The sequence below is a fragment of the Streptomyces sp. NPDC087440 genome (genome assembly GCF_044744005.1).
Taxonomy (GTDB): Bacteria; Actinomycetota; Actinomycetes; order Streptomycetales; family Streptomycetaceae; genus Streptomyces.
In genome coordinates this window covers 176,643-191,327 of record NZ_JBIUXN010000014.1, presented here as the reverse complement: position 1 = coordinate 191,327, position 14,685 = coordinate 176,643, and the positions used below count along the sequence as shown (strand labels likewise).

General features: G+C 70.5%; 11 protein-coding genes. 9 read left to right on the top strand and 2 right to left on the bottom strand.

Going from position 1 to position 14,685, the window contains the following annotated elements; genetic code table 11:
* Positions 1 to 146 precede the first annotated feature (146 nt).
* The 6 genes from ACIO3O_RS26305 to ACIO3O_RS26280 all read left to right on the top strand — a co-directional run bounded on the left by ACIO3O_RS26305 (position 147) and on the right by ACIO3O_RS26280 (position 9,323).
* Positions 147 to 5,123 carry a CARDB domain-containing protein gene (locus ACIO3O_RS26305; RefSeq protein WP_401749863.1) on the top strand — a complete coding sequence of 1,659 codons (4,977 nt, stop codon included), beginning with the start codon at positions 147 to 149 and terminating at the stop codon, positions 5,121 to 5,123.
* Between the two features lie 505 nt (positions 5,124 to 5,628).
* The gene (locus ACIO3O_RS26300; RefSeq protein ID WP_189822638.1) at positions 5,629 to 5,790 is read left to right on the top strand and encodes a hypothetical protein; all 162 of its coding nucleotides are present in this window, start codon (positions 5,629 to 5,631) and stop codon (positions 5,788 to 5,790) included.
* A gap of 61 nt (positions 5,791 to 5,851) precedes the next feature.
* The gene (locus ACIO3O_RS26295) at positions 5,852 to 6,145 is read left to right on the top strand and encodes a Dabb family protein (RefSeq protein ID WP_401749861.1); all 294 of its coding nucleotides are present in this window, start codon (positions 5,852 to 5,854) and stop codon (positions 6,143 to 6,145) included.
* A 321-nt stretch (positions 6,146 to 6,466) separates the two neighbouring features.
* Complete coding sequence (locus tag ACIO3O_RS26290) at positions 6,467 to 7,348, top strand: RNA polymerase sigma factor SigF (protein ID WP_401750017.1); 882 nt, start codon at positions 6,467 to 6,469, stop codon at positions 7,346 to 7,348.
* A 223-nt stretch (positions 7,349 to 7,571) separates the two neighbouring features.
* Positions 7,572 to 8,468, top strand: a complete 897-nt coding sequence (locus ACIO3O_RS26285) for an RNA polymerase sigma factor SigF (protein ID WP_189822635.1) — start codon at positions 7,572 to 7,574, stop codon at positions 8,466 to 8,468.
* A gap of 93 nt (positions 8,469 to 8,561) precedes the next feature.
* On the top strand, positions 8,562 to 9,323 hold the full coding sequence (locus tag ACIO3O_RS26280; protein WP_401749859.1) for a hypothetical protein: 762 nt from the start codon (positions 8,562 to 8,564) through the stop codon (positions 9,321 to 9,323).
* A 39-nt stretch (positions 9,324 to 9,362) separates the two neighbouring features.
* Here ACIO3O_RS26280 and ACIO3O_RS26275 read toward each other — a convergent pair whose 3' ends face one another.
* On the bottom strand, positions 9,363 to 9,590 hold the full coding sequence (locus ACIO3O_RS26275) for a hypothetical protein (RefSeq protein ID WP_401749857.1): 228 nt from the start codon (positions 9,588 to 9,590) through the stop codon (positions 9,363 to 9,365).
* A gap of 236 nt (positions 9,591 to 9,826) precedes the next feature.
* Here ACIO3O_RS26275 and ACIO3O_RS26270 point away from each other — a divergent pair, with 236 nt between their 5' ends.
* The 3 genes from ACIO3O_RS26270 to ACIO3O_RS26260 all read left to right on the top strand — a co-directional run bounded on the left by ACIO3O_RS26270 (position 9,827) and on the right by ACIO3O_RS26260 (position 13,824).
* The gene (locus ACIO3O_RS26270) at positions 9,827 to 10,357 is read left to right on the top strand and encodes a MarR family winged helix-turn-helix transcriptional regulator (protein ID WP_401749856.1); all 531 of its coding nucleotides are present in this window, start codon (positions 9,827 to 9,829) and stop codon (positions 10,355 to 10,357) included.
* A 15-nt stretch (positions 10,358 to 10,372) separates the two neighbouring features.
* The gene (locus ACIO3O_RS26265; protein ID WP_401749854.1) at positions 10,373 to 12,841 is read left to right on the top strand and encodes an MFS transporter; all 2,469 of its coding nucleotides are present in this window, start codon (positions 10,373 to 10,375) and stop codon (positions 12,839 to 12,841) included.
* A gap of 164 nt (positions 12,842 to 13,005) precedes the next feature.
* Positions 13,006 to 13,824, top strand: a complete 819-nt coding sequence (locus tag ACIO3O_RS26260) for a YceI family protein (RefSeq protein WP_401749853.1) — start codon at positions 13,006 to 13,008, stop codon at positions 13,822 to 13,824.
* Between the two features lie 25 nt (positions 13,825 to 13,849).
* On the opposite strand, the gene ACIO3O_RS26255 is transcribed toward ACIO3O_RS26260, so the two are convergent.
* Complete coding sequence (locus ACIO3O_RS26255; protein ID WP_401749851.1) at positions 13,850 to 14,653, bottom strand: GAF and ANTAR domain-containing protein; 804 nt, start codon at positions 14,651 to 14,653, stop codon at positions 13,850 to 13,852.
* Positions 14,654 to 14,685: the final 32 nt, after the last annotated feature.

Genomic DNA, 14,685 nt, shown 5'->3' with positions numbered 1-14,685 from the left:
GGGGTCGCTTGGCCCGGGGTCGCCCGAAGTGACGCGCCCCCGTTCGGTCGTATCCGGACAAAAGGTATGTCTTTCCGCTTAGCGTTCTGCCTGATCGCGGGGCCGGGCGCCCGCCTGTCCCTCCTGAGGTACGGAAGAGGCAGAGCATGCGACGGATTCTGGCTGCCCTGACGGCGGTGCTGACCAGCACCGCCCTCCTGGGTGCGGCAGCCCCCGGTCATCTGGCGGACCAACCGCCACCGCCAGAGGGCACGAAGCGGTCCGCCGCAGGGCCGGGGGTGGTCTATCCGCTGCTCTCCAACGACCCGCAGATCAACAAGAACGACCTGCTCGGCGACCACCGGATCATCAACGGCGACGTCATCAAGAGCAACTGGGACATCCAGCCAGGACCCGACGGGAAGCCCGGCGTCCGCAAGCTGGACTACGACTTCGCGGGCGGCGGCGGCTGGTACTACGGCGAGAAGCTGTGGGGCGGCGACGGCGGCAACGTCTACCTGGACCGCGACGACTTCTTCCGGGGCGTGAAGGGCCAGGGCGACGAGAAGGTCACGCTCGACAGGATCCGGCTGAAGATCAAGCCGATGGGGCCGGCCGGCAAGAAGGTCGAGCTGTTCATCGGGCTCCAGGACCAGGCGGGCAAGAAGGCCTGGCACGTGGAGAAGTTCCCGGCCGGGGACACCTGGCAGACGGTCGAACTGCCGCTGGACTTCACCAACCGTACGGTCTGGAACAGCGGTTCGCCCGGCGACGTCGACCCGCACAAGCTGGTCGACTTCCTCATCAACGAGGACCCGGCCGGTGACGGCGGCACCGAGATGAGCAAGGGCACGATCCTGGTCGACGACATCGAGTTCGTCGACACCGACGGGACGCCGGAGGACTTCGCGACCGCCTCCGACGACCGCATCCTGGAGCTCGCCGAGAAGCGCGCCTTCCAGTACTTCATCGACTACTACCACGAGCCCAGCGGCCTCTGGCAGTCCGAGACGACCAAGCTCTGGCAGATCAACATCTCCGCCACCGGCTACGGCCTGAGCGCGATGGCGATCGGTGAGCAGCGCGGCTGGATCACCCGGCAGGAGGCGCTCGCCCGGGTCAAGAACACGCTGCGCAAGCTGTACGACGGCCAGACGGCCGGGGCCGACCAGGAGGAGAGCCTCGACCAGAACGGGTATCGGGGCCTGTACTGGCACTGGACCAACAGCGAGCGCAAGCGGGCCTTCGGCGAGCTCTCCACGGTCGACTCGGGCTTCCTGCTGATGGGCGTCCAGCACATCCGCGAGTACTACCGGGACGACCCGGAGGTCCTCGATCTCGCCACGAAGATCATCGAGCGGGTCGACTGGGACTGGATGACGGACAAGCGGCCGGGCAAGGTGCCGTTCCAGTTCTTCAGCTGGTACCCCGACTCCCACTGCCGCGAGAAGATCAAGCCGGAGGACCAGATTCCGGCGAAGGGCGGCAAGGGCTGCCACCAGGACGAGCACTGGGACCGGCCGACCGACGAGGGCTTCGTGGTCCAGTTGCAGGCGGGCGGGTCGACGACCCATCCGGCGCCGACGGACGCCTGGTTCAAGTGGTCGCGGGAGCGGCGTTCGTACAAGGGCATCGAACTGGTCCCGACCTTCGAGGGCTCGATGTTCGCGTACATGTTCACGCACGGCTGGATCGACTTCAAACGGCTCGGCAAGGAGACCCTGCCGGGACAGCAGGACATGGCGGTGGACTGGGCGGAGAACACCGGGCTCGCGGCGAAGGCGGCACGTCAGTTCGCCATCGACCAGAACCAGTTGCTGCCGAACATCATGACGGAGTACGGGCCGGACGCCTGGGGCCGCAGTGACGCGGACGGGCCGCCCGCCGACCCCGACGACAAGCCGAAGAACGGCAGTTACCGGGTGTACGGGTCGCCGCCGCTGCGCGGTGGGCACTTCCACAGCGACAACACCCTCCAGCCGCACGCGGCCGGTTCGGTGGTGCCCTTCTACCCGGCCGAATCCATCCGTGCCGTACGGCATTTCATGCAGGTGCCGAAGGTGTGGCACCCGCGTCTGGGGCTCAACTACTCGTACACGACGAAGGCGTTGAGCGCCGACGAGCTGGGCGAGGCGTACCGCAAGAACATGAAGCCGGGGACGAGCGCGGCGGACGCCGCCGAGGACGAGGCGTTCGAGCGGGCCAACGGGGCGGACTTCCCCGGGCTGCCCTGGTACTCGCGCAAGCTGTCCGGGATGAGCCAGGGCGGCATGCTGTTCGCCATCGACAACTACCGGGGCGGCACGACCCAGCGCGACACCATGCGCAGCCCCGACCTGCGCAGGGCGATCTGCGCGCCCTGGCCGAACGACGTGATCTGCAAGGACTCCGACCTGGAGGTCAAGGTCACCCCCGCCGGTCCCGAGGTGGAGACCGGCAAGCCGCACAAGGTGACCGTCACCGTCACCAACAAGGGCCCGGACGCGGCCGTCGACGCGGTCGTCGCCATCACGCCGGGCCCGGGGCTGACCCTGACCGGACCCGCCGCCGACTGGAAGATCCCCTCGCTCGCGGCCGGGCAGACGCTCACCCGAGAGATCGAGGTCACCGGCAGCGCGCCCGGTGACGTGAAGGTCGACGCGGCGGTGAAGTCGGTGGAGACCATCGACAAGGTGGCGGCGAACGACAAGGCCTCGGGCCCGTTCAAGGTCGTCGACACGGCGGTGGAGCCGGTGAAGAAGAGCGACGTGGAGGTGTCCGTCGCCTCGCCCGGCGACGCCACCACCGGGAAGCCGCACAAGGTCACGGTGACCCTCACCAACCACGGCCCCGACCCGGCGAAGGACGCCGTCGTCACCATCACGCCGGGTACGGGGCTCACGCCCGGCGGCGACGTGGAGTGGAAGATTCCGGCGCTGGCCGTCGGGGAGTCCGTCACCCACGAGATCGAGGTGACCCCGGCGCAGGCGGGCCGGGGGAAGATCGACGCCTCGGTCACCTCACTGGGCACGACCGACGACGTACCGGGCAACGACAAGGGCAGTGCGGCCTTCGCGGTGAAGGACCTGCCGCCGCCCCCGAAGAAGAGCGACCTGGAGGTGCGGGCGACCGCCGCGGACGGCACCGCCACCACCGGCAGGCCGCACAAGGTCACCCTCACACTCACCAACCACGGCCCCGACGCGGCCCAGGACGCCGTCGTCACGATCGCTCCGGGCAGCGGGCTCACCGTCGCCGGGGGTACGGAGTGGAAGGTTCCGGCGCTGGCCGTCGGGGAGTCCGTCACCCAGGAGATCGAGGTGACCCCGTCGAAGGCGGGCGAGCAGCAGCTCGGCGCCACGGTCGCCTCGGCTCAGACCGACCCCGTACCGGCCAACGACAAGGGCGATGTCACCTTCCGGGCGCAGGACGCTCCCCCGCCGGTGCAGAAGAGCGACGTCGAGGTGAAGGTGACCGCGCCCGCGGGCGGGGCCGAGCCCGGCAAGCCGGTCAAGGTCACGGTGACCTTCACCAACCACGGGCCGGACGCGGCCAAGGACGCCGTCGTGAAGATCAACCCGGGTGCGGGACTGGACCCGGCGGGCGACGTGGAGTGGAAGATTCCGGCGCTGGCCGTCGGGCAGAACGTGACCCGGGAGGTCGAGGTGACACCGTCGGCGTCCGGGCCCGCCACGGTCGCGGCGCAGCTCGCCTCGTTGGGCACGGTGGACGACGTACCGGGCAATGACAGGGGTTCGGTCACCTTCGCGGTGAAGGACGTGCCGCCGCCGGTGAAGAAGAGCGACGTCGAGGTGACGGTGGCCTCCGTGAGCGGGACGACGGAGACCGGCAAGCCGCACACCGTACGCGTCACCTTCACCAACCACGGGCCCGACGCGGCCACGGACGCTGTCGTACGGATCGTCCCCGGGCCGGGGCTCACGCCCGCCGCGGGCGTGGACTGGAGGGTTCCGGCGCTGGCCGCCGGGCAGTCCGTCACCCGGGACGTCGAGGTGACGCCGAACAGTGCGGGCGAGAAGACGGTGGACGCCTCCGTCGCCTCGCTGGGCACGGTGGACCCCGTACCCGGCAACGACAGGGGGAGCATCGCCTTCCAGGTGAAGGACGTGCCGCCGCCGGTGCAGAACAGTGACGTGGAGCTGAAGGTGACGGCCGCCGGTGAGGCCACCGCCGGCACGCCCCACAAGGTCCTGGTCACCTTCACCAACCACGGCCCGGACCCGGCGGCCGACGCCGTCGTGAAGATCAACCCGGGTGCGGGGCTCGCCCCCGCCGGGGAGATCGAGTGGAAGGTCCCGGCGCTGGCCGTCGGACAGTCGGTGACCCGCGAGGTCGAGGTGACGGGCTCCGCCGAGGGCGAGGGCACGGTCACCGCGTCGCTGGGCTCGCTCGGCACGGTGGACCCGACGCCGGGCAACGACACCGGGACGGTCACCTTCCGGGTGAAGAACCCGGTGGTCGTGGTCCCGCCCGCGGTCAAGAAGGCGGACGTACGGGTCACGATGCGCGCCGAGCGGACCTCGGTCGCGGTCGGCGAGCGGGTCAGGGTGACCGTCACCGCCGCCAACAAGGGCCCGGCGGAGGCCGACGACGTGTCCGTGACGATCGCCCCGGGCGCGGGCCTCACCCTGGTCGCGGGGCGGGCGGCGGCCTCGCAGAAGTGGGCCGTCGGCGATCTGCCGGTGGGCCGCAGCGCCTCGCGGGTGTACGTCACCACGGCCGCCCGCATCGGCCGGGCGTCGGTCGGCGCGGCCATCACGGCGCGCAATGTCGACACTCCGGGGCCGGTGGACGACGACCGGGCGAGTGTGGTCCTGGACGTCAGGAAGGCACCGGTCCTGCCGGTGAAGCCCGTGCAGCCGGTCAAGCCCGGCAAGCCGACGGGCGCCGGTCACAAGCCGGGTCACGGGTACGGCCATGGGTACGGCCACAAGCCCGGCCAGGGCAGGCCGGGTCCGCAGGCCCAGGTGCAGTACCTCCAGCCCGTCTCGGGGAACGCGCCGGCCACCGGCACCCTCGCCGCCGGAGGGCTCGGCGGCGACCCGGCCCTGTGGGCGGTCGGCGCACTGCTCTGCTTCGGCTTCGGCGCGACCGCGCTGCGGCTGGCGTCGGGGCGGGGAGGGGGCCGGCACAAGCGCCGGTGACCCCTGACGCGTAACGACGCGGGACCGTAACGACGCGGCACCGTAAACCAGAAGCCCCGGCCTTGGGGGAGGCCGGGGCTTCTGGTTGTTCGTGGGGGCACTGCTGCGTGGGGAAAACCGCTCGCGGGAGAAAGCTGGGACGGGGGAAGCGGCATCGGGGGGACAAGCCGCTTCCCCCGATGAGAACGGACCTCCAAGTCCGGGCCGCAGTCAGGGGAGTGCGCGGCGCGGACCCCGCAGTGAGGTCACGTTCCTCGCCCGGTGGATTCCTGCCAGATCCCTCCGGGCTCATGGACAATCCTGCTCCCCCCGCAAGCCCGACATCCCCGCCGAAGGGCCCCCATGGTCGGGCCCTTGGTCCTTAAAGGACGCGTAGGGGTCTCCGGGGGCGGAGCGGGGGATTCCGTAAGGACTCGCAGAGTGATCGCGTACGCCCACTTGAGTTGTCCGGTCGTACGGTTAGACTCTCGCGACTGCTCAGCGGACCACAGGGGAGGGTCTGGGCATGGACATCAAGAAGGCCATTCTGTACATCTTGGTCGTTTTCGTGCTCTACACGATCATCACCTCCCCGGAGAAGGCCGCCAACATGGTCGGACTAGGCTTCCAGGGCCTGTCCGACGCGGCCAAGGGGATCGGCTCGTTCATGACCAACCTCGTGAAGTAGCCCGTACGTCACACCCGTACGTCTCCGGAACTGGCCGCTCCTCTTCCCCAAGGAGTGCCCCGTGATCCGCCATCTGGTCCTCTTCAAGCTCAACGAGGGCGTCTCCCGCGACGAGGAGCGCGTGCAGGCCGGCGCGAAGGCCTTCGCCGAGCTGCCCGGCCTCATCCCCGAGCTGGAGTTCTGGGAGTCCGCCTGGAACATCTCGGACCGCCCGATCGCCTACGACTTCGCCATCAACTCGGCGGTCGCGGACGCCGATGCACTGAAGACGTACGCCGAGCACCCGGCCCACCAGGCGGCCGTCGCGCAGTGGCGCGAGTTCGCCACCTGGGTCATCGCGGACTACCCGTTCTAGACCCTCCGCAGCACGGCCCCGCACCCTCCTGGTGCGGGGTTTTTGCATAGTTATGCCCCAACTTGCCCCCAACACGGGGTTATACGGTGCTTGCACACAGTGCACATGTCTTGTGATGCTATGACCGCTTTTGACGGATGAGTGCGACGAAGTGTCCGCTCAACGACCGAAAAAGGGGTGGCGTTGACTGTGCCGGCCAGTACTGCTCCGCAAGCCCCGCCCCAGCGGTCCCAGGGACCCCACGAGTCACACGGCACCGAGCCCCACGGCACCGGCACAGGACCCGGCACGGGCACCGGCACCGCCACCGAGGCCCCCGGCATCGGGGCCCCGTTCCCCGAAGCCGCCCACACCGAGGCCCCGCTCGCCGAAGCCCCGCCCGCCGAAGCCCCCCTCGTCGAGACCCCCGACCAGGCCCCGGGCACCCCCGCCCCCCGCACCCGCGGCGCGGACACCCGGGCCCTCACCCAGGTGCTGTTCGGCCAGCTCAAGGGCCTCGCCCCCGGCTGCGGGGAGCACTCGCGGGTGCGGGCCGCACTGATCGAGGCGAACCTCCCCCTCGTCCGGTACGCCGCCGCGCGCTTCCGCAGCCGCAACGAGCCGATGGAGGACGTCGTCCAGGTCGGCACCATCGGCCTGATCAACGCGATCGACCGCTTCGACCCGGACCGGGGCGTCCAGTTCCCCACCTTCGCGATGCCCACCGTGGTCGGCGAGATCAAGCGCTACTTCCGCGACAACGTCCGCACCGTGCACGTCCCCCGGCGCCTGCACGAGCTGTGGGTGCAGGTCAACGGCGCCACCGAGGACCTCACCACCCTGCACGGCCGCTCCCCCACCACCGCCGAGATCGCCGAGCGGCTGCGCATCACCGAGGAGGAGGTGCTCGCCTGCATCGAGGCCGGCCGCAGCTACCACGCCACCTCGCTGGAGGCCGCCCAGGAGGGCGACGGCCTGCCCGGACTGCTCGACCGGCTCGGCTACGAGGACCCCGCACTGGCCGGGGTCGAGCACCGCGATCTGGTCCGCCACCTGCTCGTACAGCTCCCGGAGCGGGAGCAGCGGATCCTGATGCTCCGCTACTACAGCAACCTGACACAGTCTCAGATCAGCGCCGAACTCGGCGTTTCCCAGATGCATGTGTCGCGTTTGCTCGCTCGCAGCTTCGCACGCCTGAGGTCCGCAAATAGGATCGAGGCTTAACCCTCAGGGGTACAACGCGAAGGAAGCTGTGGGGGGAAGAAATGCCGCACACCCCCTCTTTCCTGCATGTATTTGTCGACTTGGCGCTACAGCGTGTTGCCGACATGTGACATTCTGCTGGAACCGCGTTTGCCGCAGCTCCGCCTCCGGTATTCAGGTGGAGGCTGCTTCCTTCGACGGGAAGCGTCTGCCGCTACCGTCCGCGACCCTAAGAGGGGGTGGCATGTCCGTAGAACAGGGCAGTTCGAAGGTGCTCATCAAGGATGCGCCCGACATGCTCGACCGCGCTCCGGCGATGACTGCGATCCCGGCCCAGCCCGTGCCCGCACCGGCGCCGCCGATCGTCTCCCAGCCGGAGGCACTCGACACCCGCACGCTGTCCCGCTCCCTGTTCCTGCGGCTCGCCGTCCTCGACAAGGACAGCCCGGAACGCACGTACGTCCGCGACACCCTCATCGAGCTCAACCTGCCGCTCGTGCGGTACGCGGCGGCCCGCTTCCGCTCCCGCAACGAGCCGATGGAGGACATCGTCCAGGTCGGCACCATCGGCCTGATCAAGGCGATCGACCGCTTCGACTGCCAACGCGGCGTGGAATTCCCGACGTTCGCGATGCCGACCGTGGTCGGCGAGATCAAGCGCTTCTTCCGTGACACGTCCTGGTCGGTGCGCGTCCCGCGCCGCCTCCAGGAGCTGCGCCTCGCCCTCACCAAGGCCTCCGACGAGCTGGCGCAGAAGCTGGACCGCTCGCCGACCGTGCCCGAACTCGCCGCCGTACTGGGCGTGTCCGAGGAGGACGTGGTCGACGGCCTCGCGGTCGGCAACGCGTACACGGCCTCCTCGCTCGACTCGCCCTCCCCGGAGGACGACGGCGGCGAGGGCTCCCTCGCGGACCGCCTCGGCTACGAGGACACGGCCCTCGAAGGCGTCGAGTACCGCGAGTCGCTGAAGCCGCTGCTGGCCAAACTCCCGCCGCGCGAGCGCCAGATCATCATGCTGCGCTTCTTCGCCAACATGACCCAGTCGCAGATCGGCGAGGAGGTCGGCATCTCCCAGATGCACGTCTCCCGGCTGCTCACCCGCACGCTCTCGCAGCTCCGCGAGGGCCTGATCGCCGACTGAGCACGCCCTTCCGGGAATCCCAACCACCGCCCCGTCCGCGTCAAGTCGCCGACGGGGCTGGTTATTTGACGGGTCGTCAGCGAAACTGGCGCGATGCGACGTCAGGGTGTGGCAGTGGGGGCCGGAGCGGTCGCGCTGTGCCTGGGCGGCCTGCTGGCCGTCGGCGGCGACGGCCAGGGCGGCAAGGGGTTCGTCGCGGTGGGCGCGGCAGGCGCGGGCCCCGAGGGCGCCCCGACGCGCCCGATACCGCCGGAGGGCACGGTCGAGCTGTTCCCGCTGGACGGCCCCGCCTCCGGTGGCGCGTCACGCCGCCCGTCCGGTCCGTCCGGTACGTCACCGGGCTCGCCCTCCGGCGCTACGGACCCGGGCGCACCCGGTGGGGTCCCGGCGGGAGGCCGTGCGGGGACGCGTACCCCCGAAGCCCCGGCGGGCGGAAGCGACGGACGTACGCCCGCAGGAGCGACGCCCTCCGGGCCCGCGTCCGGGCCCCCGGCCTCCCCGAAGCCCCCGCCCTCCTCGAAGCCGCCGCAGCCGGAGCCTCCCGCGAGCCCCGCGGCGCTGTCCGTCGGCGCGCCCGTGCGGGCGAAGGCGGACCGGCGGTGGTGCGAGAAGGTGACGGTGCGGCTGCGCAACACGGGCGGAACGGCGGTGCGTTCGGGCAGCGTGACGTTCGCGACGCACATCATCGGGGCGCTCGGCGTCGACTGGGGGACGCGGACGTCCTCCCAGCCTCTCCCGGGCCGGATCGACCCGGGAGAGGCCAGGAACGCGTCGTACACCGTATGCGTGGACGCCTGGCGGGTGCCGCTGGGCATGCACGTGGAGACGCGGTCGGTCTCCGCCGCCTGGAAGTAGGGGACGTACGAGGAAAAGGGCCCTGCGTCAGGAGAAGGGTCAGCCGAGCGCGAGCCAGGCCACCGCGGCCAGGATCACCACGACGGCGACGATGCCGATGATCAGACCCGTCTTGGGGCCCGACGACTGCGCCGCCGGCTGCGAGCGCCGCTGCTGCTGCTGCGCGGGCTCCTCGTCCACGAACGCGCGGAACATCTGAGTGCTGCCCGCCGGGTCGTAGTTGCCCTCGGGACCTTGGCCTTGGGGGGCGTGGGGGTTGTGTGCCATGCGCGAGACCCTAGCGAAAGGTGGTGCCCGAGCGACACCCCAGGGCACATATACGCACGGACCTGCGGCTTTACCCCCTCCCCCGGGGCCCTTGACCGGCCGATCACGCAGCCTTTTGGATTCCTTTGCCCCAGAGGCCCGAAATTAATTTGCCTGAAGCAACCAACTAATCCTATCGTTGCCCTAAGCAACAACATGCACGACAGGCTGGACCCGAAGGCTCGCAGGGAGGTGCCATGGCCGCCAAGAGTCAGTACGAGGAACTGGCCCGCCAACTCAGCGCCATCGGCGCGGTGAAGCGGGGGCTGGGGCGCATCCTGCCCCCCGAGTGCCCGCCCGGTTCCGCGGCCGTACTCACCCTTCTCGACCGGCACGGCGAGATGCGGCTCAGCCGTCTCGCCGAGCTGATGGCGATCGACATGTCGGTGACCAGCCGCCATGTCACCCACGTCGCCGAACGCGGCTGGATCGAGCGCTCTCCCGATCCGGGCGACAAGCGCTCCCGGATCCTCCGCCTGACCGACGACGGCCACGCCGTTCTGCGCGAGCTGTCCCGACGTACCACCGAAACCCTCGCCCACACCCTGGGCGACTGGTCCGACGACGAGGTCGGACAGCTCAACGCGATGCTCGCCCGCCTGCGCGACAACTTCGGCGACTGCCGATCCTGGCCGCCCGCGCCGCACGACTGCACCGCCGCACTCACCGCCCCGGCCACCAGCACCGGGGCGCTCACGACTTCCGCGATACCCGCAACACCCGCGTAAAGGACAAGGATTCCATTGGCTACGACCACACCCACCGGTGTGCGGGGCGGCCACGCCAAGCACGGAGCCTCCCCGGCTCCTGCCTCCGACAGTGCCGCACCGATGACACACCGCCAGATCATGGAGGCCCTCGCGGGCCTGCTGCTCGGCATGTTCGTCGCGATGCTGTCGTCGACGATCGTGTCGAACGCCCTTCCCGAGATCATCCGCGACCTCGACGGCACCCAGAGCGCCTACACCTGGGTCGTCACCGCCGCCATGCTGTCCATGGCGGTCACCACCCCCATCTGGGGCAAGATGGCGGACCTGTTCAGCAAGAAGCTGCTGGTCCAGATATCCCTGATCATCTTCGTGCTGGCCTCCGCGCTGGCCGGTCTCTCCCAGAACACCGGAATGCTGATCGGCTTCCGCGTGCTCCAGGGCATCGGCACCGGCGGTCTGGTCGCGCTCTCCCAGATCGTCATCGCCGCGATGATCCCGCCGCGCGAGCGCGGCCGGTACTCCGGCTACATCGGCGCCACCTTCGCGGTGGCCACCGTCGGCGGCCCGCTGCTCGGCGGTGTCATCACCGACACCTCGTGGCTCGGCTGGCGCTGGTGCTTCTACGTGGGTGTGCCGTTCGCGGCGATCGCACTGATCATCCTGCAGAAGACGCTGCACCTGCCGGTCAACAGGCGCAAGGTCAAGATCGACTGGTTCGGCGCGTTCTTCCTGGCCGCCGCCGCGTCGCTGCTCATGATCTGGGTGACCCTCGCGGGCAAGAACTACGACTGGAACTCGTGGCAGACGTACACGATGGTCGGCGGTTCGATCGTCCTCGGCATCATCTTCGTGATCATCGAGTCCAAGGTCGCCGAACCCCTCATCCCGCTGCGCTTCTTCCGCAACCGCACCATCGCGCTGACCTCGGCGGCGAGCCTGTTCGTCGGTGTCGCGATGTTCGGCTCGACGGTCTTCCTGAGCCAGTACTTCCAGCTCGCCCGGGACAAGTCGCCGACGATGTCCGGCGTCATGACCATCCCGATGATCGCCGGTCTCTTCCTCTCCTCGACGGTCTCCGGCGCGATCATCACCAAGACCGGCCGCTGGAAGGGCTTCCTGGTCGGCGGCGGCGTCGGCCTGACCGCCGGTCTCGGACTGCTCTCCACCATCGCGTACGACACCGAGTACTGGCAGGTCGCCATCTGGATGGCGATCCTGGGCCTCGGCCTCGGCATGATGATGCAGAACCTGGTCCTCGCCACGCAGAACCAGGTCAAGCCGCAGGAACTGGGCGCCGCCAGCTCGCTGGTCGCCTTCACCCGGACCCTCGGCGGTGCGGTCGGCGTCTCCGCGCTCGGCGCGGTGCTCTCCACCCGCATCACGCACTACGTCACGGACGGCCTGACCGCCCTGCACATCAAGCTCCCCGGCGGCGGCACCGGTGACGGCATCCCCGACATGGACGCCCTCCCCGCGCCGATCCGCAAGGTCATGGAGAGCGCGTACGGCGACGGCGTCGCGGACGTCTTCCTCTACGCGGCCCCCTTCGCCCTGGTCGCCCTCCTCCTGGTCCTGTTCGTCAAGGAGGTCGCCCTGAAGACCTCCAACGACGCGGCCGCCCCGACCGCCACCGCCGAGACCCCGGTGGAAGCCGCGGCCGAGGGCCTGGCGGGCGTGTCCCCGGTCCACGAGGAGGAGGCCCCCGTGACGCAGCAGCTGCCCACCACACCGCCCACCGGACGCACCCTGCACGGCACCGTCCGTACCGCCGAAGGCGCTTCGGTGCGCGGCGCGGCCGTCACCCTCATCTCCCTCGCGGGACGCCAGCTGGGCCGCTCGGTGGCCCAGCCGGACGGCCGCTACGCGGTGGACGCCCCGGCAGCCGGTTCCTACGTCCTGATCGCCTCCGCCGACGGCTTCCAGCCGCAGGCCTCGACGGTCACCGTCGGGGACGACCCGATGGCGTACGACATCCTGCTGTCCGGCACCAGCGGCCTCAGCGGCGCGGTGCGCAGCGCGGCCGACGGGTCCGGCGTGCCGGAGGCGATGGTCATCGTGACCGACGTCCGCGGCGACGTCCTGGCCACCGGCAAGTCGAACGAGTCCGGCGAGTTCGCCTTCGCCGAACTGGTCCCCGGCACGGTGACGGTCGCGGTCAACGCGGCGGGCTTCCGCCCGATGGCGCTCCCCGTCGAGATCGGCGGCACGGGCATCACCCGCATCGAGGCCGTCCTCCAGGCCGGCGCGCTGGTCCAGGGCACGGTCCGGGCGGGCGCCGCCCGCCGCCCGCTGCCGGACGCCCGCGTCACGATCATGGACGCGGCCGGGAACGTCGTCTCGACCTCGACCACCGGTGAGGACGGCGCGTACGCCTTCACCGACCTGGACGCGGGCGAGTACACGGTCATCGCGACGGGCTACCCGCCGGTCGCGGGCAATCTGACGGTGGCGGGGCGCGGCGTGGACGCGCACGACATCGAACTCGCCCACCCGGGCGAGTAGTTCAGACCTCCTGACCCCGGGGCGCTTTTTCGAGCGGAGGAGCGTTCCGGGGTGGGGTGGCACACGGGGGCGGCAGGCAGGGGACGGCCTGCCGCCCCCCTCTTTTCTCTTTCCCGGGCTCTTTGGGCCCTTGGGCTTCGAACACGGCAAGGCAGGTAAGCGGTATGGGACTTCGCGCACAGGTACGGACCCGGGACGGCTGGGCCGTGCAGCACGCGGTGGTGACCGTCACCGACATGACCGGCACGCAGGTGCTGCGGGCGACGGCGGACGCGGACGGCGTCGTCACGGACGCGACCGCCCTGGTCCCCGGCCCGTACACGGTCATCGTGACGGCCGTCGGCTACGCGCCGATCGCCTCCACGGCGCTGGTGACGGCGGCGGGCCGGATCGACGCGGGCAACGTCGTGCTGACCCGCCAGGGCGGCGTGGAGCTGCCCCCGCCGGGCGTCTGGACCATCGACCCGGTGCACTCCTCCGTGGGCGCGGTCGCCCAGCACCTGGGCATCTCCAGCGTGCGCGGGCGCTTCACCGACTTCTCCGGTCAGATCGAGATCGCCGAGGACGTCGAGAAGTCGCGGGTCGAGGCGGTCATCTCCGCGTCCTCCATCGACACCGGCAACGGGATGCGGGACGGCCACCTGAAGTCCCCCGACTTCCTGGACGTCGACGCCCACCCGTCCATCACCTACCGCAGCACGGGCCTGGTCCCGGCGGGCCCGGACCGCTGGACGGTACGCGGCGAACTCGCCCTGCACGGGGTGGTGCGCCCGGTCGACCTGGACCTCTCGTACCTGGGTACGGGCCCGGACCCGTGGGGCGGGGTGCGGGCCGCGTTCCACGCGACGGCGGATCTGCGCCGGGACGACTTCGCGATGAACTACAACCAGGTGGTGCAGGCGGGCATTTCGGCCATCGGCGCGACCCTGCGCGTCGAACTGGACATCCAGGCCGTGCAGGGCGACTCCCTGCCGCAGGCCTGACCTCACGGGGCGGCGCGGGGCGGAGCTAGTCGCGGCGGGTGAAGTGGCCCGGTTCCGGGGGGCGGCCGCCGGTCTGGAGGACGAGTTCGTAACAGAGCTCGCGGAGCTTGATGTTGCGGCCCTGGGAGGCGCGGCGGAGCACGCCGAGGGCGACCTCGGCGGGGCACCGCTGGCGGGCCATCACGATCCCGATCGCCTGGTCGATCACGAAGCGGGACTCCATCGCCGCCCGGAGGTCCCGCGCCGCCTCCGACTCCTTCTCGATGCGCTCGGCGACGGCCACCGCCCCCGCCGCCTGCTCCGCGAAGCGCCGTACGACCTCCTGCTCGCGCCGGAAGGCCCCCGGCCGCCGCGCGTACAGGTTCAGCGCCCCCACGGTGTGCACCCGCGACACCTCGTCCGGAACCGTCGACGCGGGCCGCCCCTGCACCGACAGCGGGGCCGCGAACACCGAGCGGATGCCCTGGGCGGCGGCCAGCCCCGGGTAGGGCCCCCAGCGCTCCTCGTCCAGGGTGTCGTCGACGTACTGCTCCACCCCTTCGCGCAGGCTGCACACGCACGGCCCGGCCTCCACCTCGTACTGCATCGCATCGAGGGTGAGGGCCTCGGCGTCGCTGCTGGCGGTGGTCACCAGCCGGCCGTTCCTGCGCATGGTGACGCTGCACGAGTCGGCGCTCGCGACGGCCCGTACGGCCTGCTCGGTCAGCTCCTGGAGGAAGGAGTCCAGCCCTCTCCAGTCGGTGAGCGCATCGTGCATCGACGTGAGGTCGAAGTCGTGGAGGCGACCCGGTCCTCCCGAGTCCGCGATGGCGTCAGTCGTGTCCGTCATACCTCCGCAGGTGCCCCCTTTCGCGCCGGAAA

Bases quoted from the DNA above. Each gene is read 5' to 3' on its own strand.
- ACIO3O_RS26305 (WP_401749863.1), top strand. From the start codon at position 147: ATGCGACGGATTCTGGCTGCCCTGACGGCGGTGCTGACCAGCACCGCC.
- ACIO3O_RS26300 (WP_189822638.1), top strand. From the start codon at position 5,629: ATGGACATCAAGAAGGCCATTCTGTACATCTTGGTCGTTTTCGTGCTC.
- ACIO3O_RS26285 (WP_189822635.1), top strand. From the start codon at position 7,572: ATGTCCGTAGAACAGGGCAGTTCGAAGGTGCTCATCAAGGATGCGCCC.
- ACIO3O_RS26280 (WP_401749859.1), top strand. From the start codon at position 8,562: ATGCGACGTCAGGGTGTGGCAGTGGGGGCCGGAGCGGTCGCGCTGTGC.
- ACIO3O_RS26275 (WP_401749857.1), bottom strand. From the start codon at position 9,590: ATGGCACACAACCCCCACGCCCCCCAAGGCCAAGGTCCCGAGGGCAAC.
- ACIO3O_RS26270 (WP_401749856.1), top strand. From the start codon at position 9,827: ATGGCCGCCAAGAGTCAGTACGAGGAACTGGCCCGCCAACTCAGCGCC.
- ACIO3O_RS26260 (WP_401749853.1), top strand. From the start codon at position 13,006: ATGGGACTTCGCGCACAGGTACGGACCCGGGACGGCTGGGCCGTGCAG.
- ACIO3O_RS26255 (WP_401749851.1), bottom strand. From the start codon at position 14,653: ATGACGGACACGACTGACGCCATCGCGGACTCGGGAGGACCGGGTCGC.